General features: G+C 43.8%; 21 protein-coding genes. 5 read left to right on the forward strand and 16 right to left on the reverse strand.

Annotated elements, in window-relative coordinates; all coding sequences use genetic code 11:
* Positions 1-18 precede the first annotated feature (18 nt).
* The 12 genes from paaX to paaA all read right to left on the reverse strand — a co-directional run bounded on the left by paaX (position 19) and on the right by paaA (position 11,003).
* Positions 19-957 (reverse strand): phenylacetic acid degradation operon negative regulatory protein PaaX, encoded by a 939-nt coding sequence (gene paaX, locus P2E05_RS00905; RefSeq protein WP_154622250.1) that lies wholly within the window; start codon positions 955-957, stop codon positions 19-21.
* A 163-nt stretch (positions 958-1,120) separates the two neighbouring features.
* Positions 1,121-2,443, reverse strand: a complete 1,323-nt coding sequence (gene paaK, locus P2E05_RS00910) for a phenylacetate--CoA ligase PaaK (protein ID WP_154622249.1) — start codon at positions 2,441-2,443, stop codon at positions 1,121-1,123.
* 200 nt (positions 2,444-2,643) lie between these two features.
* On the reverse strand, positions 2,644-3,846 hold the full coding sequence (gene pcaF, locus P2E05_RS00915) for a 3-oxoadipyl-CoA thiolase (protein ID WP_272657836.1): 1,203 nt from the start codon (positions 3,844-3,846) through the stop codon (positions 2,644-2,646).
* Entirely contained in the window at positions 3,846-4,283 is a 438-nt protein-coding gene (gene paaI, locus P2E05_RS00920) for a hydroxyphenylacetyl-CoA thioesterase PaaI (protein ID WP_247047538.1), read from the reverse strand. Before paaI ends, pcaF begins: the two co-directional genes overlap by 1 nt.
* Positions 4,280-5,818 (reverse strand): 3-hydroxyacyl-CoA dehydrogenase, encoded by a 1,539-nt coding sequence (locus tag P2E05_RS00925; protein ID WP_276122976.1) that lies wholly within the window; start codon positions 5,816-5,818, stop codon positions 4,280-4,282. Before P2E05_RS00925 ends, paaI begins: the two co-directional genes overlap by 4 nt.
* A 1-nt stretch (position 5,819) precedes the next feature.
* Positions 5,820-6,614: a 2-(1,2-epoxy-1,2-dihydrophenyl)acetyl-CoA isomerase PaaG gene (gene paaG / locus P2E05_RS00930; RefSeq protein WP_163860513.1), complete on the reverse strand. Its 795-nt coding sequence runs from the start codon at positions 6,612-6,614 to the stop codon at positions 5,820-5,822.
* A 1-nt stretch (position 6,615) separates the two neighbouring features.
* The gene (gene paaF, locus P2E05_RS00935; protein WP_154622245.1) at positions 6,616-7,389 is read right to left on the reverse strand and encodes a 2,3-dehydroadipyl-CoA hydratase PaaF; all 774 of its coding nucleotides are present in this window, start codon (positions 7,387-7,389) and stop codon (positions 6,616-6,618) included.
* Positions 7,390-7,397: 8 nt separating this feature from the next.
* Positions 7,398-8,456, reverse strand: a complete 1,059-nt coding sequence (gene paaE, locus P2E05_RS00940; RefSeq protein WP_154622244.1) for a 1,2-phenylacetyl-CoA epoxidase subunit PaaE — start codon at positions 8,454-8,456, stop codon at positions 7,398-7,400.
* 10 nt (positions 8,457-8,466) lie between these two features.
* Positions 8,467-8,976, reverse strand: a complete 510-nt coding sequence (gene paaD, locus P2E05_RS00945; protein ID WP_154622243.1) for a 1,2-phenylacetyl-CoA epoxidase subunit PaaD — start codon at positions 8,974-8,976, stop codon at positions 8,467-8,469.
* A 4-nt stretch (positions 8,977-8,980) separates the two neighbouring features.
* A complete protein-coding gene (paaC, locus tag P2E05_RS00950) occupies positions 8,981-9,742 on the reverse strand; it encodes a 1,2-phenylacetyl-CoA epoxidase subunit PaaC (RefSeq protein ID WP_154622242.1) in 762 nt (253 codons plus the stop codon).
* Positions 9,743-9,752: 10 nt separating this feature from the next.
* Complete coding sequence (paaB, locus tag P2E05_RS00955) at positions 9,753-10,040, reverse strand: 1,2-phenylacetyl-CoA epoxidase subunit PaaB (RefSeq protein ID WP_154622241.1); 288 nt, start codon at positions 10,038-10,040, stop codon at positions 9,753-9,755.
* A gap of 24 nt (positions 10,041-10,064) precedes the next feature.
* On the reverse strand, positions 10,065-11,003 hold the full coding sequence (gene paaA / locus P2E05_RS00960; RefSeq protein WP_154622240.1) for a 1,2-phenylacetyl-CoA epoxidase subunit PaaA: 939 nt from the start codon (positions 11,001-11,003) through the stop codon (positions 10,065-10,067).
* Positions 11,004-11,327: 324 nt separating this feature from the next.
* On the opposite strand from paaA, the gene paaZ reads away from it, so the two are divergent.
* Positions 11,328-13,394 (forward strand): phenylacetic acid degradation bifunctional protein PaaZ, encoded by a 2,067-nt coding sequence (paaZ, locus tag P2E05_RS00965; RefSeq protein ID WP_196713903.1) that lies wholly within the window; start codon positions 11,328-11,330, stop codon positions 13,392-13,394.
* Positions 13,395-13,480: 86 nt separating this feature from the next.
* Positions 13,481-14,242 (forward strand): class I SAM-dependent methyltransferase, encoded by a 762-nt coding sequence (locus P2E05_RS00970; protein WP_269723452.1) that lies wholly within the window; start codon positions 13,481-13,483, stop codon positions 14,240-14,242.
* Here the strand turns inward: P2E05_RS00970 and P2E05_RS00975 are convergent.
* From P2E05_RS00975 to proP, 3 genes are read right to left on the reverse strand one after another with little or no spacing between them, the layout of a single operon-like run.
* The gene (locus tag P2E05_RS00975; RefSeq protein ID WP_154622237.1) at positions 14,214-14,555 is read right to left on the reverse strand and encodes a monooxygenase; all 342 of its coding nucleotides are present in this window, start codon (positions 14,553-14,555) and stop codon (positions 14,214-14,216) included. The genes P2E05_RS00970 and P2E05_RS00975 overlap by 29 nt on opposite strands.
* Positions 14,556-14,607: 52 nt before the next feature.
* The gene (gene phrB, locus P2E05_RS00980) at positions 14,608-16,080 is read right to left on the reverse strand and encodes a deoxyribodipyrimidine photo-lyase (protein WP_276122977.1); all 1,473 of its coding nucleotides are present in this window, start codon (positions 16,078-16,080) and stop codon (positions 14,608-14,610) included.
* A 26-nt stretch (positions 16,081-16,106) separates the two neighbouring features.
* A complete protein-coding gene (gene proP / locus P2E05_RS00985; protein WP_163860519.1) occupies positions 16,107-17,609 on the reverse strand; it encodes a glycine betaine/L-proline transporter ProP in 1,503 nt (500 codons plus the stop codon).
* Positions 17,610-18,843: 1,234 nt separating this feature from the next.
* Between proP and poxB the strand changes: the two genes are divergently transcribed.
* Complete coding sequence (gene poxB / locus P2E05_RS00990) at positions 18,844-20,568, forward strand: ubiquinone-dependent pyruvate dehydrogenase (RefSeq protein ID WP_154622234.1); 1,725 nt, start codon at positions 18,844-18,846, stop codon at positions 20,566-20,568.
* Positions 20,569-20,644: 76 nt separating this feature from the next.
* On the opposite strand, the gene P2E05_RS00995 is transcribed toward poxB, so the two are convergent.
* Entirely contained in the window at positions 20,645-21,544 is a 900-nt protein-coding gene (locus P2E05_RS00995; RefSeq protein ID WP_276122978.1) for a DNA-3-methyladenine glycosylase family protein, read from the reverse strand.
* A 193-nt stretch (positions 21,545-21,737) separates the two neighbouring features.
* On the opposite strand from P2E05_RS00995, the gene P2E05_RS01000 reads away from it, so the two are divergent.
* Together P2E05_RS01000 and P2E05_RS01005 are read left to right on the forward strand one after the other, a co-directional pair.
* Positions 21,738-22,283, forward strand: a complete 546-nt coding sequence (locus P2E05_RS01000) for a DUF2569 domain-containing protein (protein ID WP_276122979.1) — start codon at positions 21,738-21,740, stop codon at positions 22,281-22,283.
* Between the two features lie 38 nt (positions 22,284-22,321).
* Positions 22,322-22,684 carry a DUF488 domain-containing protein gene (locus P2E05_RS01005; RefSeq protein WP_154622231.1) on the forward strand — a complete coding sequence of 121 codons (363 nt, stop codon included), beginning with the start codon at positions 22,322-22,324 and terminating at the stop codon, positions 22,682-22,684.
* The last annotated feature ends 3 nt before the right edge of the window (positions 22,685-22,687 follow it).

Below are 22,687 nucleotides of genomic sequence, written 5' to 3' on the forward strand. Positions count from 1 at the left end.
TATTTGTTTTTAGCATGACTATGCTGCGATTTCTTTTAAAATACCGCCAAAACGCCGGAAGTAGAGTGTCGTTGGTTGCGGTAATTCTCCTACGGTTGTTTCACATATTTCGCTAACGTATCGTGTTGCGGCCAGCTCAATGCGCTGATAAATATTGATACACAGATTACGTGCTATTTGTCCTTCCCACTGTGCTGGAAGCAGCTCATCAGGTAATAGTGGGTCTTTTAAAATGACTCGGCGGTAAAAGTGGATCAGTAATAAGCGTAGCTGAAAACATTGCTCGGGTGATATTTGCTCATCAGATAATTCTTTCAGCAATAAGGCGAGTGGCCGAAATAGCACAATGAATTGATGGTAGTGTTCAGCAACTTCCTGTAATGACCAGCTATCAGAAACGAGGTTTTTCAGATTTTTTTCTGAACGAGTATAGGGATAATCCGCTCGAAAATAGATCACCTCTTCACTGGCATTGAGCTCACTGAGTAGAGAAGGGATATCACTTTGAGCACTGCTGGGAGCCGCCATTAATGAGGTGCTAAATTGGCCAAACCCTAACCAACTTAACTCTTTTTTTAACCGAGCTTTTTCGTCTTTATCTGCGGCTTCAAGCAGTAATAAATCCCATTTTCCATCCCAATTTGGCTGCTCACTTTGATAGATTTTACTCTCAGCGTGGCGAAATTGGTTTTGTCCACGTTCAGATATTCGATAATAGCTACGGCGACCGATTTTCTCTGCGTCAAGCCAACCTTCTTTTTGTAGACGGAATACAGACGTACGGACAAAGCGATCTGTGAAGCCCATCGGCTCTAGTAATTGGGTTAAGCTACCCAACCATATTTCCCCGCCACGATGGTGCAAGGCATCGCCATACAGCGAGATAATCAGGGATGTTCCACTAATGGGTTGGCTCGTTAGCGCATGCTGTATAAATTGATCAAGTTTAGTTTCCATTTTTTTATTATCCATTGAATATCTGTATCAAAAGCATGAGAGAATAGTAGACAAAAACAGCTGATTTGTCTTCTATTTGCTATACAGAGGCTGACTGTGATAGGAAACTGAGATTGAGGCACTTTTAGGTATTATCCGCAATAAAGTGCCTCAATAAGATGAATTATATGGCAATCCTTGTATCAATGACTCGAGTTGCTTTACCTTGAGAGCGCGGAATATCGCCACAATTAACAATACTAATCTGGGTACTAACACCTACCATTGATTTAATGCGATGCTTAAGATTATGGCAAATATTACAGCGTTCATCATAGTTGAGTATGTCAGGTTGTTTTAATTCAACGCGAATAGCCAAGCTATCCATATTACCTTTACGACTGATTTCGAGTTGATAATGTGGAGAGAGCTCTTTGAATTGCATAATTTGCTCTTCGATTTGTGAAGGGAACACATTGACCCCACGAATAATCATCATATCGTCAGAACGACCGGTAATTTTTCCAATGCGGCGCATATTGCGATTGATGCCAGGCATTAAATGCGTCAGATCTCGAGTTCGGTAGCGAATAACAGGCATTGCTTCCTTTGTTAAGGTAGTAAATACTAACTCACCTTGATCACCCGGCGAGAGGGCTTGCAGTGTTTCTGGCGAAATAATTTCAGGATAAAAATGATCTTCCCAAATGGTTGGCCCACTTTCTCCCGCATCGGCGCATTCCATGGCAACGCCCGGCCCCATCACTTCGGATAATCCATAGATATCTAAGGCTTTAATTCCTAAACGCGTTTCGATTTCTGTTCTTAATGCTTCTGTCCATGGTTCAGCACCAAACACGCCCAATCTTAGTGAGCACTTACTTGCATCACCACCCATGATTTTCTCTAGTTCATCAATAATACTTAAGCAGTAAGATGGGGTCACCATGATCACATCAGGTTTGAAATCTGCGATCAACTGAGCTTGTTTCTCTGTTTGTCCTCCCGACATGGGAATCACAGCCGCACCAAGACGTTCAGCGCCATAATGGGCACCAAGACCGCCCGTAAATAAGCCATAACCATAGGCGACGTGGATTTTATCCCCTTTCGTGGCCCCAGCAGAACGGAGACTGCGCGCAATGAGGTCCGCCCAGTTATCAATATCTTGTTGTGTGTAACCGACAACAGTTGGGCGTCCTGTCGTACCTGACGATGCATGGATACGGATGATTTGATCCATCGGTACAGCAAAGGTATCAAATGGATAATTTTCACGTAAATCTTGTTTTGTCGTATAAGGGAATTTTTCGATATCACTGAGTTGCTTGAAATCATCAGGATGAACGCCCGCAGCATCAAATTTTTTGCGATACATTGGCACATTCTCGTAAGCGTGAGTGAGTGTCCACTTCAGTCTAGAGAGTTGCAATGCCTCGATTTCATCTCTTGAAGCAAACTCAATTGGATTAATCATGTGTTGCTGAGTATGGGGTAGTGTGCTCATATTTGCTAGTCCTTATAATTATTGATATCTGCAGGCTTTAAGTCCTTAATGGCGTATTACCGAGTCAGGACGATATATACTTAAAAACTTAAAGTGAGCGCAGTATTAGCCTGAGCAGGTGTAGGGTTTCAGGCTGTTTTTTATGTTTCTACCTATCATCTATCTGATTGAATTTGTATGACTTTAGGTAAACTAGTTACTTAAACTCGTTCAATAATCATGGCGATCCCTTGACCGACACCAATACACATGGTGCATAGGGCAAAACGTCCTTGTCGGCGATGTAACTCATTGGTGGCGGTGATCGCGAGTCTTGCGCCACTCATACCAAGAGGGTGCCCTAATGAAATAGCGCCACCATTTGGGTTAACTTGTGGTGCATCATCCGGTAGGCCTAATCCTCTGAGTACGGCAAGCGCTTGTGCCGCAAAAGCTTCATTAAGTTCAATGACATCCATTTGTTCGATAGTCAGTCCTGCCATTTTGAGAACTTTTTGGGTGGCAGGTAATGGTCCGATCCCCATAAATCTAGGTTCAACACCACAGGTTGCAGTCGCAATAATGCGCGCTCTAGGGGTTAAGCCCTGGGCTTTAGCGACCTCTTGTGAGGCAATTATTAATGCGGCTGCACCGTCATTAACGCCAGAGGCATTACCCGCGGTCACGGAACCATTTTCACGAAAAGGTGTTTTAAGTTTTTGTAATTGCTCAATTGTCGTTTCTGGGCGAGGGTGTTCATCGGTGGTGATGGTAATATCGCCTTTGCGGTGCTTAATCGTGACCGGTACGATTTCTTGCGCAAACACACCTTTTTGATGTGCTTGTTCAGTACGTTGCTGGCTACGTAAGGCAAACACATCTTGATCTGTTCGGCTAATTTGGTATTTCTCAGCAACGTTTTCTGCTGTTTCGGGCATCGAATGTGTTGAAAACTGTTGGTCCATGAGAGGGTTGATAAAGCGCCAGCCGATAGTAGTATCGAATATTTGAGCCTGTCTCGAAAAGGCAGACTCTGATTTTCCCATGACAAAAGGGGCGCGACTCATTGACTCTACGCCACCAGCAATCATCAGACCCGCTTCGCCAGCTTTGATACTTCTTGCCGCGAACGCAATTGCATCAAGCCCTGAACCACAGAGACGATTGATTGTTGTTCCAGAAATCGATAACGGTAGACCCGCCAATAAGCCCGCCATTCTCGCGACATTGCGATTATCTTCTCCCGCCTGATTGGCACAGCCTAAGATAATGTCATCGGTGATAGACCAATCTAATTGTGGATGCCTTTCCATTAGGGCCTTTAAGGGGAAGACCGCAAGGTCATCAGGGCGCACAGAGGACAGAGCACCACCATAACGGCCAATTGGGGTTCTGATACCATCACAAATAAAGGCATCTTTCATCATGCTTCTCCTGTTAAACGATGACCTAGGCGATGTGCTCGCCCATAAAACCACGCTAAGGTTTTTCCTTGTTGGTTGATAATTTCGACTTCATAGAAGCCTGTCCGTTTGCCTTGATGCTTTACGTGAGCAATGGCAGTTAGCTTGTCGCCTTCAAAGGCCGGCCGGATAAAATCAATAGAGCAACTTGAGGCTACCGCAGCAAGACCATGGCTGTTGCAGGCATAAGCAAAGGCGGTATCAGCGAGACTAAATAGCTGCCCACCATGGCAAGTTTTATGCCCATTTAACATGTGTGATGAAACAGTCATAGAGAGCCGGGCTTCTCCTTCAGAAACGTGTTCTATCGTCATGCCCATTGCTTTTGCGCATGCATCATCACGGTACATAATTTCTGCTGATTGCTGGGCTAATGTCATGGTGATTTGAGAATTCATTCAATCTCCTTAGCGTTTAACCTGCGCGTTCCAGCAACGAGTTGTCGTAGTAAGGGATTGGCTCGATAACGGCCATCGGCATAAAACTGTGAGAGTTGCTCAAGAGTATGAAGAATATGCTGCCAGCCCAATTCAGTCCCCCAAGCGAGAGGGCCTTTAGGATAATTAACCCCATAGCGCATGGCATTATCGGTATCTTCAGGGGTTGCGATCCCTTTGTTAACAACGTCTAAAGCCTCATTGCATAGCATGGCAACGGTTCGCATGGTCAGTAGACCGGGGTAATCAGGTAACACAATGACGTCCTTGTTTAGCGATTGAAAAAAGGCAATGACATTTTGGTTGTCTTGGACGCTGTTTTGCACTGCACAACTTATCGCGATAGTGGTTGCTTTGGCATAGTCAGCCGATAAATCAAATTGCACCATGCTTTGGTTCATTTTTTGCGCGCGCACAGAAGTTAATTCACCATTCGTTAACATGACAATAACATTGTTAACGAAAAGAGTGGGCGGATTAGGGTTATCTATTTTAGATTCTTCGAGAGGGATCCCGTTTTGCTTTAATAATTGCGCAAATTCAGGGAAACTTTGCCAATTGCCGTGTGCTGTCACTGCCGGTGCATGCGGTAAAATGACTTTCTCGGCGATTGTCGCTTGAGTTAAAGGTTTATTTTCATCGTAATGATAGAAGCCACGACCGGTTTTTCGACCTAAATGGCCCGCTTGTACCAACTCTAATTGTTCAAAGGAGGTTTGAAAGCGAGGATCATAGCCGAATGCTTGGAAAATAGAGTCCGTCACTGCATAGTTGACATCATGACCGATGAGGTCGGTCAATTGTAATGGCCCCATTGAAAATCCACCGGCATCGCGTACAACACTATCGAGTGTTGGCGGATCACCGACTTGCTCTTCAAGTGCACGCATTGTTTCCGCATAGAAAGGACGAGCAACGCGATTAACGATAAAACCCGGTGTTGAACGGCATATAACCGGTGTTTTTCCCCATGATAACGCTAAACTTTTGAGCTGTTCAATGACCGTGTTGGATGTTTCTCGTCCTCGTATCACTTCAACCAGTTTCATGATAGGCGCAGGATTAAAAAAATGCAGTCCAGCAAAGCGCTCTGGGTATTTGAGTTGGCTGGCGATGGCAGTAATGGAGAGTGATGATGTATTACTGGCAAATAGGGTGTTTTTCTGACAAATCGCTTCTAATTCGCTAAAAATCGACTGTTTTATCGCTAATTTTTCGGCGACAGCTTCAATGACTAATTGAGCTGGCGCTAATTCGGCCATAGTATTAACGAGCGTGATACGCGCAAGCAATTGTTTGGTGGCTTGTGCATCAGCTTTGCCTTGTTGAACGCGTTTATTTAGGCGTTCAGTCAACGAGTGCTTTGCTTGCTCCAGCGCTTGCGGGTTGATGTCAAATAACAGTACGGTATGTCCACAGCTCGCAGCGACCTGTGCGATGCCGATACCCATAGTACCAGCACCAATGACAGCCACGGTGTTGAGTATAAGTGTCATATCAGCGTCCTTTAAATTTAGGTTCGCGTTTATTCAAAAAGGCATCGACTCCTTCACGATAGTCTTCACTACGACCACCTAAACGTTGCAAGTCGCGTTCAAGGTCTAGCTGTTGATCTAAGGTGTTGGTTGCCGCGCTGTAGATCGCTTTTTTAATTAGCCCTAAGCCGTAAGTAGGCTGTGTTGCGAGGTGCTGAGCTAATTTATTGACGGTGGCGGACAGGTCTTCATTTTCTGTCACTTGCCAGATCATGCCCCACTGTAGCGCTTGCTCCGCACTGATTTTGTCGCCTAATAATGCCATTCCCATCGCTCTCGCATGTCCAGCTAGGTGCGGTAAAAACCAGCTACCACCTGAATCAGGAACGAGCCCTAAACGACAGAATGATTGAATAAAACTGGCATTCTTGGCGGCAATAACGATATCTCCTGCTAAAGCAATAGCAGCACCGGCTCCAGCTGCAACACCATTAACTGCACAGATAATCGGTTTGGGTAAGCGGGTTAGCCGACGGATCAGTGGGTTATAAAAAGTCTCAACGGAATAACCTAAATCAGGAGCTTCGGCGCCTACGGAGACATTACGATCGTTTAGATCTTGTCCAGCACAGAAACCCCGGCCTGCGCCTGTAATCACTAAACAGCGTACGGTGTCATCACGTTCAGCAATTTTTATGGCATCACTTAGCTGGTGGTGCATTTCATCATTAAAGCTATTAAGCCTATCAGGACGGTTCAATGTGATGGTGAACACGCCATTTTCCAATGTGGTCAGTATGCTTGGGCTGTTTGGCATTTTATTGTCCTGTAAATTTCGGCTGTCGTTTTTCAAAGAAGGCTGCAATACCTTCTCGTCGGTCATCAGTACCTGCTAAGCCGACAAAATATTGGCGCTCAAGCTGTAAACCATCAGTCAGTGATATTTCTTGAGCGGAATTAATGGCTGCTTTAGCGGCTTTCACCGCGAGTGGTGCATGGTTTGCAATGCGTTGCGCAAGCTTTTGTGCATATTCAAGGGTCAGCCCATCTACACAGATTTGGCTAATTAACCCAGCTTGTAAGGCGCGATGCGCGTTGATCGCCTCTCCGGTGAGGACCATTTGCATTGCTAGGGATTTACCAACACTCTTAATTAAGCGCTGCGTTCCCCCTGCACCAGGTATTAACCCGAGAGTGATTTCTGGCAGGCCAAAGCGGGCCGTTTCACCGGCAATCACGACATCACTGGCTAGCACTAACTCGAAACCTGCCCCGAGGGCATAACCGTTTACAGCGGTCACTATCGGTTTGGATATCTGAGAAAACCGACGCCAAACTAAAGGTCGTTTATCGGTAATGGCGGTTGCAACAGTTTGTTGTTGAAGCTCTTTAAGGTCGGCACCCGCGGCAAAAAAACGTGGGTTGCCCGTAATAACGATCGCCCCTATTTGCGGGTCTCTATCGGCATGTTCTAAATGTTCGACCAGTAGCTCAAGGCAATCGGTGCTCAGGGCATTACGAACTTCAGGTCGATTTAGCGTCAACGTTAAAACGCGGTGTGCTGTATGGCTTAGGATCCAATCAGTTTGCATATGGCCCCCTACACATCAAAGTCGAGAACGACGCCATCGCCTTTCGGCCACGCTTGGCAGCTAAGAATGTAGCCGTCCGCGATTTGATCGGGTTCAAGGCTATAATTGACACCCATTTCAACGTCGCCAGATTTAAGCTTGCATTTGCACGTTGCGCAAACCCCACCTTTACAGGCGTAAGGTAAGTCTGCGCCTTGGCGTAGCGCGGCGTCGAGAATGCTATCGTCTTGACTGTCCATATTGATTGTCATGGTGCGACCATCAAGGTGAATGCTGACTTGGCGGCTGTCTGTCGATAAAGCGGCAGATGGGCGAAACTTCATATTAGAGGTATTGAAACGTTCGCTATGGATATGCTCTGGTTTCATGCCACATTCTGATAATGCCGACTGAACATCATCCATCATAGCCTCTGGACCACAGACAAAAGCGCGATCAAATTGTTGAAAGTTAAGTAATGTTTTACCTAATGCAACTAATTGGGGCTTATTGATTCGGCCACTGAGCAGCTGGCTATCTTGTTGCTCTTGGCTGAACAAGTAGAGCACTTGGAATCGTTCGGCATATTGGTTTTTAAGATCAGCAATGCTTTCTTTAAACATCACGGAACGGCTATTTTTATTACCATAAATTAAGGTGAAACGGCTGTTTGGTTCGGTTTGTAATGTTGATTTAATGATCGATAAAAGGGGGGTAATCCCTGAACCCGCTGCAACGGCAAGGTAACGAGCTTGGGTGGTCACTTTAGGTAAATAACCAAATTTTCCTTGTGGAATCATCACATCAAGGCAGTCACCAACATGAAGTTGCTGATTAATGAAATTGGAAAAACGCCCTTCATGAATCGCTTTCACCCCAATTTTTAAAACGCCCTCATCGGGGGAACTGCAAATGGAGTAGCAGCGGCGTAAATCCTCGCCATTGACTAACGCTTTGAGGGTTAAATGCTGGCCTGGGTGGTAACGGTACTGTTCGCGTAATTCGTCAGGGACACTAAAGGTCACAGCAACCGCATCTGCGGTGTCACGTTCAATAGCGGCAATACTTAAACGATGAAATACAGTCATGAGTGTGCCCTTAAATACATTTAAAATAATCAAAAGGTTCAAAGCATTCGAGACAGCGATATAACGCTTTACAGGCTGTAGAACCGAATTCGCTAATTTTTTCTGTCTGTTGGCTGTTACAGCGTGGGCAGCAGATTGGCCCCGATTTTTCAGGATGTTCACAGGATTTTCCTGCGGGGGGCGCGATACCAAATTCACGTAAACGTTGTTTGGCATCTTGGTTCATCCAATCTGTTGTCCAAGCGGGTGTTAGCACTACATCGATTTCTACATTGGCAAATCCTGCATGCGCTAAAACGGTTTTAATTTCGTTGATTAAAAATTCTGTTGCTGGGCAACCGGAATAGGTGGGTGTAAACATGACTTTCCATCCGTGGGATGTCGCAACAACATTGCGGATCATGCCGAGATCAGTAATGGAGAGTGCAGGTAACTCAGGATCGGGTATTTGATGCAATTGCTGCCAGATCTGATGAATTTGTGGAGGTTGTAGTCCTCCAATTTGCATACTCTGTTCCATAACATCACCACTCACAATTTGGGTAAGCACGCTGGACAAACTGTAGTTCGGTGAGAAGGATGCCCAAATGCTCGGTGTGAAGACCTTGTTTGCCACCTAAACGGTAGGCATTTTGATCTGGAATGCTCAGGGTTGCCTGATCGAAAATGTCAGTGACTGTCGCGAGCCATTGTTCATGTAATGTGCGAGGATCGACCGCTATTCCCGTTTTGGCTAACGCAATTTCAATGTCATCTGCATGAAATAATTCACCTGTAAATCGCCATAATTGGTTGACGGATTGTTGAATTTTTTGGTGACTCACTTCGCTACCGTCGCCTAAACGGATCATCCAGTTACTGCTGAATCGCAAGTGATAAAGCACTTCTTTTAACGATTTTTCAGCAATCGCGGATAGCTGCTCGTCCCTACTGTGAATTAAGGCTTGGTACAGAGGAACATGATAGGCATCCATAAAAAATTGGCGCACTAACGTGTCGTTGAAGCCTCCATTAGGCTGTTCAACCAACAGTAGGTTGCAGAACTCACGTTCATCTCGGAGGAAGGCAATTTTGTCTTCATCATCGAATTTATCGTCTGATAGGGTGGCGGCGTATGCTAAAAAGTTTCTCGCTTGGCCCAATAAATCGAGCCCAATGTTAGATAATGCGAGGTCGATTTCCAGTTCTGGGGCATGACCGCACCATTCACATAAACGTTGCGCAAGAATCAATGATGTATCGCCTTGCCTTAAAACATATTGTTTGAGTACTTCATGTTGGTTCATATCCGTCACCTCACATATTCTTGATACCATCAGGGATGGTGTAAAAAGTCGGGTGGCGATAAATTTTGCTATCAGCGGGATCAAAGAAGGCGCTCTTATCTTCAGGTTGTGAGGCGATAAGGTGTGTGGCTTTTACGACCCAGACGGAGCATCCTTCACTACGGCGAGTGTAAGCATCCCGTGCATTTTCGAGAGCCATTTGGTCATCTGCGGCATGTAGGCTTCCGACATGACGATGTGCAAGCCCTTGTTTGCTACGAACAAAAACTTCATATAATGGCCAATCTTGATTGCTCATGATCTTTTCCTTTTTTATTTTGTACTAAGCAGCAGACTTAACAGCTTTGCGTTTTTGGCTGTGTGCCATGGCACCTTCACGCACCCATGCGCCATCTTCCCAAGCCTTACGCTTGGCATTAACACGTTCGTAATTACAGATCCCTTCGCCTTTGATCACTTGATAGAACTCTTCCCAATTGATTTCACCGAAACGATAATGCCCAAGCGCCTCATCCCATTGCAGATCAGGGTCAGGAATGGTCATACCGAGGGCTTCGACTTGTGGCACCGTGTTATCAACAAATTTCTGGCGTAGCTCATCGTTACTAAATCTTTTGATTTTCCACGCCATACTCTGTGCACTGTGTGGGGAGTCGCTGTCATTAGGGCCGAACATCATGAGAACTGGCCACCAAAAGCGATTAATTGCATCTTGCAGCATGGCTTTTTGTTCGGCAGTTCCGTTGGCCAGTACGGTGACGGCTTCATAACCTTGGCGTTGATGGAAACTTTCTTCTTTACAAATTTTCACCATGGCGCGTGCGTAAGGGCCGTATGATGCTCGACATAGCGCAACTTGGTTAACAATGGCCGCACCATCAACCAGCCAGCCAATGACGCCGACATCTGCCCAGTTCAGGGTGGGATAATTGAAGATTGATGAGTATTTCATTTTGCCGTCGAGCATCTTTTGATAGATATCTTGGCGTGAACATCCCAAGGTTTCCGCGGCGCTATATAGGTAAAGGCCGTGTCCCGCTTCGTCTTGAATTTTTGCTAATAAAATGGCCTTACGCCGCAATGTGGGGGCGCGAGTTAACCAATTCGCTTCAGGCAACATACCAATCACTTCTGAGTGTGCATGCTGTCCCACTTGGCGGATCAGATTTTGCCTGTAAGCATCGGGCATCCAATCTTTTGGCTCAATGTTAATGTCGGCTTCGATTTTGGCCTCGAAGTTTGCCTGATTTTGCTCATTCATTGTTTTCTTCATCCAAGTGATTCGAATTAAATCATTTAAAAATAAAAAATGAATCATAAATATTTAACATTAATGCTAGGAATCGTTAACAATAAAATCAATGCTGTTTATTCTTCTTTTGCGATGGGCTTCACAGTTGATTTTATTTTATTGTTAATAAACATATAGTTAAATTTATTGTCTTTTGTGTGGTTTTTGTTTTTCCATGGATTTTTGATCTGATTTGTTTTTGATTTGTTAAATTTCAAGTGGCGTCTATCATTGATGTTGTGATACATATTTATAATATGTCTATTTTTGTTTGTTTTTATTTGGAGAGATGTCATGCAGCAATTAACGAGTTATATAACGGGGAAGTGGTTATATGGTGAAGGTGAAGGCCGCAAAATTTACCATGCGTTGACTGGGCAGGCGTTATATGAGGTCACGACAGAGGGTTTGCCTTTAGTTGATTGCCTTGATTATGGGCGCAAAAAAGGGGGTGATGCCTTATCTGCTATGACATTCCAGCAGCGTGGGCAGATGTTAAAGGCAGTAGCAAAACATTTGTTAGCGCATAAAGCATCTCTTTATGAAATCTCAGCGCAAACAGGAGCGACTAAGGCGGATAGTTGGGTCGATATCGAAGGGGGAATTGCGACGTTGTTTTCCTTTGCTGGATTGGCAAATCGAGAATTACCGGATGATACCCTTTGGCCTGAAGATGACATGATCCCATTATCGAAACAAGGGCAGTTTATTGCGCGGCATATTTTAACGTCTCGCCATGGTGTCGCACTGCATATCAATGCCTTTAACTTCCCGTGTTGGGGGATGCTAGAAAAATTAGCGCCAACATGGTTAGCAGGTATGCCAGCGATTATTAAACCTGCGACTGCTTCAGCACAAGTGACACATGCAATGGTTCGTTTAATTGTTGAGAGTGGCTTAGTGCCTGAAGGGGCGATTCAGCTAATTTGTGGCGGTGTCGGTGATATGTTTGAACATTTAGATTTTGAAGATGTGGTGACATTCACAGGCTCGGCAGCAACAGGACAAAAATTAAAATCACATCCTCGACTACGTGAAAAATCAATACCTTTTACTATGGAGGCGGATTCGCTGAACTGCGCCATTCTTGGTGTTGATGTGACCGCACAGCAACCTGAATTTCCACTATTTATTAAAGAAGTGACGCGAGAAATGACGGTAAAGGCGGGCCAAAAATGTACGGCAATTCGTCGTATCCTTGTGCCAAAAACACAATTAGAAGCGGTTAAACAGGCCTTATTACAGCGTTTATCAGGGGTAACGATGGGGGATCCGGCTGTTGAGGGCGTTCGCATGGGGGCGTTAATCAATCTGGAACAGCGTGAAGATGTCCACCAAAAAGTCATGTACTTGCAGCAAAATGGTTGTGAGTTGCTGTGTGGTGGGAGTATGGAAAACCTAGATGTTATAGGGGCTGATAGCCAAAAAGGCGCGTTTTACCCACCGACATTACTGTATTGTGCGGATCCCTACACTCATCAAGCGGTACATGAAACAGAAGCGTTTGGGCCGGTAGCAACACTGATTGGTTATGAAACCAGTGAACAGGCGGTTGAGTTAGCCATTATGGGAGGCGGAAGCCTTGCGGGAACCTTAGTGACGGCAGATTCATCGGTAGCTCAAGATGTTATTCGCAAGAGTGCGAGAGCGCATGGCCGAATGTTGGTGTTAAATGAAGCGGCGGCAGCTGAATCGACCGGACATGGCTCCCCATTACCTCTATTAGTTCATGGTGGCCCAGGGCGTGCGGGGGGGGGAGAAGAACTCGGAGGACTAAGAGCAGTAAAACATTATATGCAGCGAACAGCGATTCAAGGCAGCCCGTCCATGCTGACCTCAATCACGAAGCAGTGGGTCCGTGGCTCGGATGTTATTACCGACCCTGTACACCCCTTTAGGAAGTATTTTGAGGATTTAGTGATTGGCGATACTTTACTGACAGCGAGACGTACGGTATCAGAAGCCGACCTAGTCAACTTTGCGTGTTTAAGTGGCGACCATTTTTATGCGCATATGGATAAAATTGGTGCGGCACAGTCATTGTTTGGTGAACGTGTCGCTCATGGTTATTTTGTCGTATCGGCGGCGGCAGGTTTATTTGTCGATGCTGCTGTTGGCCCAGTGATTGCCAACTATGGGATGGAAAACCTACGCTTTATTGAGCCAGTCAAAATCGGAGATACAATTCAAGTACGTTTAACCTGTAAGAAGAAAATTAAAAAGGCACAAAAAACAGCGGAGGATAAGCCAAATGGTGTGGTTGAATGGGATGTTCAAGTGTTTAATCAAAATAACGCCGCGGTTGCCTTGTATAGCATTCTAACATTGGTTGAACGTCGAGAAGGGGATTTCGCACAGTAGATTTGGCATGAAGGATGAAATGCGTGTCTTTTTATTGATTTTCTGTTTTGATGGAAAAAACCGCCATAAAAATAATAGGGGATCATATGAAGACACATCATCAATCGGTATACCAACAATTTGACGAGCAAGCGGCTGCTTATTTAACGAGCCAAGTGCATGCACAAGGCGAAGATTTACACGCCTTACAGCAGTTGCTTCAGGAAAACGCTGAGGCAACTGTTCTCGATCTTGGCTGTGGTGCTGGGCATGCCAGTTTTTCGGTTGCGCCTTTTGTGGACTCTGTCACTGCCTATGATTTGTCGGATTCCATGCTTTCTGTTGTCGCGGCGACAGCCCAAGAACGGGCACTGCATAATATTAAAACATGTCAGGGAACGGTAGAGTCATTGCCTTTCGAGGATAATCGTTTTGATATTGTTATTAGTCGTTATTCCGCGCACCATTGGCATGATGTTGGTCGAGCTTTGCGTGAAGTGCATCGTGTCTTAAAGCAAGGTGGCCGAGCGGTGTTTATTGATGTTGTTTCACCGGGGCATCCACTATTAGATATTTACTTACAAACCGTTGAAGTATTACGTGATACCTCACATATTCGTGATTACTCTGTTGGTGAATGGACTGCGATGTTTAATCATGCACAGTTATTTGTACGTACGGTGAAAAACTTTCGTCTTGAATTGGAGTTTACCAGTTGGGTGGAACGGATGAGGACACCGCCGCCGTTAGTTGACGCAATCCGTCAATACCAAATGACACTCAGTGATGAGGCAAAGAACTATTTTATGGTACAAGAAAATGGTTCTTTTACCTCCGATGTTATGCTGTTTGAATGTTTACGTCCATGAATGACTTGGTAATAAATTGCGCTTGGTTGAGTTGGCTAAGCGCATGATTGACAGCAAAAATCTCACCTCTTACTTCAGGCACGCCAAATGATTTTAATCGTGCGCTGTGTTTTTCTAAGTAGGCTTGCGCCTGTTCTTGTGAGTTAAACAAGTAAATACCGCCAGCTTGCTGTGTTGCGGGGTTTTCTGTCCATATTTTCCAAATGAATCCTGGCTCCTCATTGATCGATTTGGCTAACGTTTCCATCGCATTGGCCATGTCCTGTCCCCAAGGGCCTTGGTAAGGAAAGTCCACTTGTAAAATCACCGGCATAACGACTCCTATTTGAATTTTTTATTTTATTAATTATTGAACAGTATAATCCTTAACTTAAATTATTACTTTGATCATTAATGGTTTTTATACTGTCATTTTTTCCTGCCTCGAAAGCCGCTAGAGTGGCTAAACGAGCCTGTTTGTGATCAACAATGGGGGCAGGATAGTCTAAGGTTAGGTTATTCGCCTCAGCCCACTCATGAGGAGTATGAATATATTTGTCCGGTACTGAACCTAATTCGGGTAACCACTGGCGAATAAATTCACCCTGAGGGTCAAATTTCTTTCCTTGTGTTGTCGGATTAAAGATACGGAACCATGGTTGCGCATCTGTCCCCGTGGACGCTGACCATTGCCAACCACCATTATTGGCGGCAAGCGTGCCATCAATCAGTTGTTGCATAAAGTATCGCTCACCAAGGCGCCAGTCTATGAGCAAATCTTTCACTAAAAAGCTAGCAGTGATCATTCTTAGGCGATTATGCATCCAACCGGTGGCGTTAAGCTGACGCATTGCGGCATCGACGATAGGATAGCCTGTTTGTCCATTTTGCCATGCATTTAGGTCCGTATTGTTCGTGTTCCACTGAATATATGTTGTCCACTCAATAAAAGGCTGGTGGCGGCACAAGCGGGGGAATGCGACCAATAAATGATGATAAAATTCACGCCATATCAGTTCATTGAGCCATGTAAATGCACCACTATCAGGTGAATCGAAAACATGCGGGTTTTCAGCAAGCAATCGATTTAAACATTGTCGTGGTGAGAGAACACCTATCGCTAAGTAAGGCGATAATTGGCTGGTTCCATCAATAGCAGGAATATCACGCTGTTGCTGATAGTGTTGGACCTTAGTACGGCAAAATTGTCGTAGTTGCTGCAATGCAGCAGCTTCTCCAGCCGGAAAATGGGGCGCAATATCCACCGCGTGATGCTCAAACAGGGGTTGTGATAGCGTCTGGATCTTCAGTGCGTTATCTCTTGGCTTAGGGGCTGCCAAAGAGCGAAAATCCGCCGTTATCAACTGACTAATAAAGGCTCGGCGAAAAGGTGTGTATACCTGATACATTTCACCTTTTTGATTGGTGACTGATTGAGGCGCTAATAAGAGTGCGTCATCGAACGTGTGGACATGAAAAGGTAATGTTTGTTTTAACAACCATTCATCGCGCTTACGTTCGTTCAATTCATATTGACGGTTGAAATAGAGGTGATCGGCCTGTTGCTGTTGTGCAAACTCGATGACCCAGTGTGCTGCACTTGAAAAATCAGCGACTGTCTGACAAATCAAGGGGATGCCTAGCTTCGCCAGTGAGTCGCGTAGCGCAAGCAGATTTTGGTGTAAGAACGTGATTTGTCGGGAAGAAAGGTCATGTGCCCACCATTGTTCCGGTGTTGCAGTAAACAAGGCGAGCACTTTAGCCTCGGGATCAGCACAAGCAGAAGACAGGGCTTTATTATCGGTGACTCTCAGATCATGACGAAACCAGACCAAATGACAAGCCTGTTTCTTGACCATCTTCTGCTCCTTTGCCTTACATAGACTTAGTCTAATTTAGGGTGCTGATTAATTAACGATTGGCGTTTTTTCTCAAGTTCTGCAATCTGTTGTTCAATATCTTCAACCTTCTGTTCAATATTGTCATAGTGCTCACTTAAGATTTCTTTTGCTTCAGCCTTATCTGATGCAGCCGGTGTCGCGCCTCTTAGTGGTTTATTTGCTGTTTCTGGCATTTTAATCCCAGTGTACAAGCCTATCAGCGCGATAACCATCAAATAAAAGGCTGGCATATACAGGTTGTTGGTGGATTCAACTAACCAAGCCGCGACGGTTGGTGTCGCACCGGCAATCAATACCGAGATATTAAATGCGATCGCGAGAGCACTGTAACGAATATGAGTTGGGAAAATGGCGGGTAAAATAGACGCCATCACGCCAGTAAAACAATTAAGTAAAACGGCTAAAATCAGTAAACCAACGAAGATCAAACCCACAGAACCGCTGTCAATCAGCATAAAGGCCGGATAGGCTAAAATAATCAGGCCTAAGCTTCCCGCTATCACAAATGGGCGACGACCTATTTTATCGCTGGTTAAGCCAATAATAGGCTGAACAAATAACATACCAATCATAATTGCAATAATGATAAGCACACCATGGTCAGCTGAATAATTCATGTTATGCGATAAGTAACTTGGCATATAGGTCAGCAACATATAGTAAGTCACGTTAGTTGCGATAACCAGCCCCACACAGATCATTAAGCTCTTCCAGTACTTTGTTACCACTTCACGGAAAGACACTTTTGGTGGGTTTTGAATATTGGCTTTATCTTGTTTTTCCAGTGTTTCAACATGTTGTTGGAATGCTGGCGTCTCTTCAAGCGCATGACGCAAATATAACCCAATGATACCCAGTGGCAATGCTAAGAAGAATGGAATTCTCCAACCCCAATCATGAAAATTTTCTTCTCCGACAATGCTCGAAATCAGGACGACGACACCAGCCCCTAATACGAAGCCAGCAATAGAACCAAAGTCTAACCAACTTCCCATAAAGCCGCGTTTTCGGTCGGGTGAATATTCGGCAACAAAGATGGCTGCACCTGAATATTCTCCACCAACGGAGAAGCCTTGAGCGAGTTTCGCTAACAGCAGCAGAATGGGAGCCCAAATACCAATACTTTCATAGGATGGGATCAAACCAATCGCGAACGTACTGATCGACATAATAATAATGGTGATCGCCAAGACTTTTTGTCGGCCGTATTTATCACCTAAGATCCCGAAAACAACACCGCCTAAAGGCCTAACGAGAAAAGGCACGGAAAACGTTGCCAATGCGGCAATCATCTGAACGCTCGGTGATGCGCCAGGGAAGAAAACTTGACCAAGTACATAAGCTAAGAAGCCATATACACCAAAATCAAACCACTCCATCGCATTACCCAGCGAAGCCGCTGTAATGGCTTTTTTCAATTTCCCATCATCAATGATAGTAATATCATTAATATTTAATGGTTTTTCTTTTTTCTTTCTGAATTTCATGGAACCATCCTCTTATCTGAATCTCGGAACATAAGGAACTGCATTCATGATGTGTGTGGCGTCCATATCTCTACAGCTAACTTGGGTAAGATAAACAGAGAGACTGTTATATTAGAATAGTCGTTATCTATAGAATGCATAAATATTTTATTAATCACCTGTAGAAATCATCAATATGAATAGCGTGTTATATCCGATTACTAAGACAATTAGGGGAAAATCACCGCTAATAATTGTGAAGAGACGAACGAAGAAGCGGAAAGAATAGTGAGTTATTTTGTTGTTGTGTATTTTTTAAATAAAGCAAAACATGTACCTTTAGGTAACCTTACATAGCGACTAATAATACAATAATATCGAATAAATGTAAAACGTTAGTCTTTTATGCTACTTTTTGTGGCGTTATTGACTTTTTAATCTCGCAATGAGTGCTTAATTAGGGGTGGTATTTATGCTGTTGTTTTTTAAAGAAAAAATAAGTGTGAATTCGACTTTGTTATATACGGTTTTTCGCCTTCCATTTGCAGATAATAAAATCCTGAGATAAGCCGACATCAATCATTCTGTGTTGAAAACAAAAGCCCGTTAAAATACCTTCAGGGTTATCTGATTATTTGGCAGGTTATTGCGTTGAATAATGAGCTGATAGGAAAATGGTATAAAGATAAAAAGCGTGACTAGCTGTTCTTTCTATTTGTGTCACAGTGAGTGGTCCTTTTGACCACCCTGAATGATTCAGCTTATATATTATCAGTCTGCTTATTCTACATTAAGTTGAATGAATATTGCTGGAATATTGCAGTATCATGACCATTGTGGCAATCGTCGATAATATTCATGTTTCAATAATTCCCAGCAAAATGAAAAGTGAAGGGGCATTTTATTTTTAGGATGACTAAGGGGCTGTTTTCAATTCGTGATGATAGCCAATAGGAACCTTATATAATCTTATTTCGATTTGTTGTTAAGTTATTGTTAATGCGGTTTATTTTTGTTATTTCATCTTTTCGCTATATTTAATTTATTCTGTATCCAGACTCTTCTTTTGATATTAGTGGATGATTATCCTGTTCTTACTAGCGATGGGTTTTCGCTGGTATGAACAGCAGATTTAATTAGTTACACTAAGTTAAGTAAATATACATTGGTTTAATAATGATGAAGTGTCACAGCGAGCATGATTTTGACTTGTTGTGAGTGATTTTAACTTAATCTGACTTAAAAGAGTGCCATTATGAAAAAACAGACTGTTGCATCCTATGTCGCGAAGGTCCTAGAAAATGCAGGTGTTAAGCGTATTTGGGGCGTTACTGGTGATTCACTGAATGGTTTAAGTGATAGCTTACGCCGTCTTGGCACAATTGAATGGTTAGGCACTCGTCACGAAGAGGTTGCGGCATTTGCAGCGGGTGCTGAAGCACAAATGACTGGTAACCTTACAGTTTGTGCAGGTTCATGTGGACCCGGTAATATGCACCTGATTAATGGTTTGTATGATTGCCATCGTAACCGTGTACCTGTATTGGCAATTGCGGCACATATCCCATCAAGCGAAATTGGTAGCAACTATTTTCAGGAAACACACCCAACAGAGTTATTCCGTGAATGTAGCCACTACTGTGAGATGATCTCTAACCCTGAGCAGCTTCCCCAAGTGCTTGGCATTGCTATGCGTAAAGCAATTCTGGAAAAAGGTGTGTCTGTGATTGTATTGCCTGGTGATATCGCGTTACGTGACGCACCAGAAACCGCTAATGATACATGGTATCAGCCGCAAGCTCCGTTGATCATGCCACAAACGTCTGAAATAGCTAAATTAGCGGATGCACTGAATCAATCAGAAAATATTACACTATTCTGTGGTGCGGGATGTGCAGGGGCACACGATGAAGTGGTTAAACTCGCAGAAACATTAAAGGCACCTGTCGTACATGCCTTGCGAGGTAAAGAGCATATTGAATGGGATAACCCATATAGCGTTGGGATGACAGGACTCATTGGCTTCTCATCGGGTTACCATGCGATGATGAATGCGGATACCGTTGTCTTACTCGGCACTCAATTTCCATACCGCGCATTCTACCCACAAGGGGCTAAAATTATTCAGATCGATATCAATGCGGGCAGCTTAGGCTCTCATTGCCATATTGATATGGGATTGATCGGTGATATTAAAGCGACTTTGACAGCCTTACAGCCGCATTTAACAGTGAAACAAGATCGCCACCATTTAGATAGCGCATTAAAACATTATCAAGAAGCTCGTAAAGGCCTTGATGATCTAGCGAAACCGGGGCATGAAGATGTGATTCATCCACAGTATTTGGCTAGTCGAATCAGTGCACTTGCAAATGATGATGCTGTATTCACGTGTGACGTCGGTACACCAACGGTTTGGGCTGCTCGTTATTTAAAAATGAACGGTAAGCGCCGTTTAATTGGTTCGTTCAACCATGGCTCAATGGCGAATGCAATGCCACAGGCAATGGGGATCCAATCCGTCGATAAAACTCGTCAGGTCATTACAATGAGTGGTGACGGTGGCTTTAGTATGTTGATGGGGGATCTGTTATCGCTAGCGCAAATGAATTTACCGGTAAAAGTGATCGTTCTGAATAATAGTGTTTTGGGCTTTGTTGCGATGGAGATGAAAGTCGGTGGCTTCTTAACTGAAGGTACAGACCTCCATAATCCTAACTTTGCTGCTGTGGCTAACGCCGCCGGTATCAAAGGAATTCGTGTTGAGAAAAGCGAAGACGTGGATGCGGCATTGAAAGAAGCATTTGCACATGATGGCCCTGTTGTGGTCGATGTGGTGACTGCAAAACAAGAGCTCTCTATGCCACCAACCATTAATCTGCAAGAAGCTAAAGGCTTTAGTTTGTATATGCTGAAGGCGATTTTAAGCGGTCGTGGTGATGAAGTTGTTGAACTCGCGAAGACAAACTGGATACGTTAATTCATCTATCGCTTTGCTGTTAGATTGACCGTTTAAGCCAACCAACCTTAGCCGGTTGGTTGGTATTTATAGGCCATTAATATCCTGCCGCAGATTGGCTACGCCATAAGTGTGCTGCCACTAAAGCACGCCATGGAGTGAACTCCTCAAGCCATTTTTCAGTTTCTTTCGCTGTAGGTTGCGTTTCCATACCAAGTAGTGATTGCAAGTTGCGCCGAACAGCAACATCGCCATGCAACGAGCCATCAAGATAATTAAAACCACGTAACAAGGCATAACTTACCGTCCATGGGCCAATACCTTTTAGGCTAACCAGTTGGCTGGATAATTTTTGTACCTCTTCAGCGTTGATTGGTGATGTGAGGTCGATGTGATGATTTAAGAGCGCTGCACATAGGGCTCTGAGCGCCGTCAATTTACTGGCCGAAAGCCCTGTCTGCCGTAGTGTCAGATCATCGACCGCAGTCACTTGTTGTGCATCTGGAAAACACCAAATTCCAGATGAATGCCTAGACCCTGTGGCTTGAATAAAACGCCGGCGTATTGCGATTGCCGCGGTAACACTAATTTGCTGACCGATAATAGCCCAAATTAAAGCTTCAAATGGGCTAGTCGATTGATAGATGCGCAGGCCTTGCTGTTGTTGAATTAATTTACCAAGAATGGGATGAGATAAATATTGTGCTTCAAATTGTTCGACCGCTTGTTGTAATCCAAGCATGTGCTTGCCTATCTCAACCAATTTTTGTTCGCAAGGTTGCGTTTCCCCCTTATCTATTTCAAGACTCATCGTGGCTTGATTGCCATCAATAGCAATGAGCAGCTGAGCAGGGGAGCGACCCCACAGTATGCCTTTACGTAATAAGTTTCCCTCAACAATTTCTGCAATATTGTGTTGGTCCCGTAAATGGAAGGCAAAAAAATCATCTGCCCGAAAATGGGAAGGCAAACGTAGTTGGGTGGTTATTTTTTGCATCACATAGGCCTTATCGGTGTCATTTTTGTCATATGTAGGGAGGCAAGCTGCATTTATTATTCAAAACCATTTTGGCATTTTAAATTTGAATTTCAAAGGTGATCTCTTAGCAAAAAAGAGTTAGATTTAAATCAAATATGAGTTACGCTTCAGCTGCTTTTGTTGTCTATAAATGAAAAGCAAGGATGTGATGATGAATGAATTAGAAGAACGCTCTACACAACGCGATGATCATAAGGTATTGAGTCAAAATACGCCTAATTCGTCTTTAAACGATAACAGGGAACTTAAACCCGCGGGCTTTGGTGGGTGGTTGATATTACCAATGTTGGGGATCATTATTTCTCTTTTTTATCTCCCTTATACATTTTGGCGTTCATATGCGGCAACATTTGAATATTGGGGACTTTTAACGGATCCTCTTTCTCCTTCTTTTATGCCAATGTTCAAAGAGCTTATCTATTTTGAAGTACTGGGTAACATAATTGTTTATGGAACATTGTTATTTTTATGTTATCTCTTTTTTACTAAAAAGAAATTAACGATAAAAGTCATTATTTTCTTTTATGTCTTTTCTTTAGTCTTAGTCATTGCCGATGTTATTCTTGTGAAAGAGCTTCTTTCCGTTCCTGTCGATGACGATGACACCAGAAATATTATTCGTGCGATGAGTGCCTGCGCTATTTGGATCCCTTATTTTTTGAAATCTGTTAGGGTAAAAAATACCTTTGTGAATTAAATCATCAGTCAATATTAAAGTGACTAACGAGAGGGTGCATGATTGACTGTAAAAGAGTTTATGATGCTGTCTCACCAAGCGATGGTTATCGTGTGCTGATTGACCGATTATGGCCAAGAGGAATTAAAAAAACAGATTTGCAATATGATGAATGGAAAAAAGAAGTGGCTCCGTCTAATGAGCTGCGAAAGTGGTTTCATCAAAACACCGATCAGTTTGATAAATTCGTTGAAAGATATCAGCAGGAACTGAATGATAATCCATCGGCATGGATCCCACTGGTCGAAAAAGCTCAGCAAGGTAATCTGACATTACTGTATAGTGCTAAAGATAAGCAGCATAATCAGGCACTGGTCTTAAAATCATATCTAGAAACAGCGCTAAGTCATAAAAAGAAATAAGGT

This window comes from Providencia stuartii (assembly GCF_029277985.1).
GTDB classification, from domain to species: domain Bacteria; phylum Pseudomonadota; class Gammaproteobacteria; order Enterobacterales; family Enterobacteriaceae; genus Providencia; species Providencia zhejiangensis.

Excerpts from the sequence above, each read along its gene's own strand:
- P2E05_RS01005 (WP_154622231.1), top strand. The coding sequence starts at position 22,322 with ATGATTGACTGTAAAAGAGTTTATGATGCTGTCTCACCAAGCGATGGT.
- paaI (WP_247047538.1), bottom strand. The coding sequence starts at position 4,283 with ATGAATTCTCAAATCACCATGACATTAGCCCAGCAATCAGCAGAAATT.
- paaC (WP_154622242.1), bottom strand. The coding sequence starts at position 9,742 with ATGAACCAACATGAAGTACTCAAACAATATGTTTTAAGGCAAGGCGAT.
- paaG (WP_163860513.1), bottom strand. The coding sequence starts at position 6,614 with ATGCCAAACAGCCCAAGCATACTGACCACATTGGAAAATGGCGTGTTC.
- P2E05_RS00970 (WP_269723452.1), top strand. The coding sequence starts at position 13,481 with ATGAAGACACATCATCAATCGGTATACCAACAATTTGACGAGCAAGCG.
- paaK (WP_154622249.1), bottom strand. The coding sequence starts at position 2,443 with ATGAGCACACTACCCCATACTCAGCAACACATGATTAATCCAATTGAG.
- poxB (WP_154622234.1), top strand. The coding sequence starts at position 18,844 with ATGAAAAAACAGACTGTTGCATCCTATGTCGCGAAGGTCCTAGAAAAT.
- pcaF (WP_272657836.1), bottom strand. The coding sequence starts at position 3,846 with ATGAAAGATGCCTTTATTTGTGATGGTATCAGAACCCCAATTGGCCGT.
- proP (WP_163860519.1), bottom strand. The coding sequence starts at position 17,609 with ATGAAATTCAGAAAGAAAAAAGAAAAACCATTAAATATTAATGATATT.
- P2E05_RS00975 (WP_154622237.1), bottom strand. The coding sequence starts at position 14,555 with ATGCCGGTGATTTTACAAGTGGACTTTCCTTACCAAGGCCCTTGGGGA.
- paaE (WP_154622244.1), bottom strand. The coding sequence starts at position 8,456 with ATGACTGTATTTCATCGTTTAAGTATTGCCGCTATTGAACGTGACACC.
- paaZ (WP_196713903.1), top strand. The coding sequence starts at position 11,328 with ATGCAGCAATTAACGAGTTATATAACGGGGAAGTGGTTATATGGTGAA.
- phrB (WP_276122977.1), bottom strand. The coding sequence starts at position 16,080 with ATGGTCAAGAAACAGGCTTGTCATTTGGTCTGGTTTCGTCATGATCTG.
- P2E05_RS00995 (WP_276122978.1), bottom strand. The coding sequence starts at position 21,544 with ATGCAAAAAATAACCACCCAACTACGTTTGCCTTCCCATTTTCGGGCA.
- paaF (WP_154622245.1), bottom strand. The coding sequence starts at position 7,389 with ATGCAAACTGATTGGATCCTAAGCCATACAGCACACCGCGTTTTAACG.
- paaB (WP_154622241.1), bottom strand. The coding sequence starts at position 10,040 with ATGAGCAATCAAGATTGGCCATTATATGAAGTTTTTGTTCGTAGCAAA.
- P2E05_RS00925 (WP_276122976.1), bottom strand. The coding sequence starts at position 5,818 with ATGACACTTATACTCAACACCGTGGCTGTCATTGGTGCTGGTACTATG.
- paaD (WP_154622243.1), bottom strand. The coding sequence starts at position 8,976 with ATGGAACAGAGTATGCAAATTGGAGGACTACAACCTCCACAAATTCAT.
- paaA (WP_154622240.1), bottom strand. The coding sequence starts at position 11,003 with ATGAATGAGCAAAATCAGGCAAACTTCGAGGCCAAAATCGAAGCCGAC.
- paaX (WP_154622250.1), bottom strand. The coding sequence starts at position 957 with ATGGAAACTAAACTTGATCAATTTATACAGCATGCGCTAACGAGCCAA.
- P2E05_RS01000 (WP_276122979.1), top strand. The coding sequence starts at position 21,738 with ATGAATGAATTAGAAGAACGCTCTACACAACGCGATGATCATAAGGTA.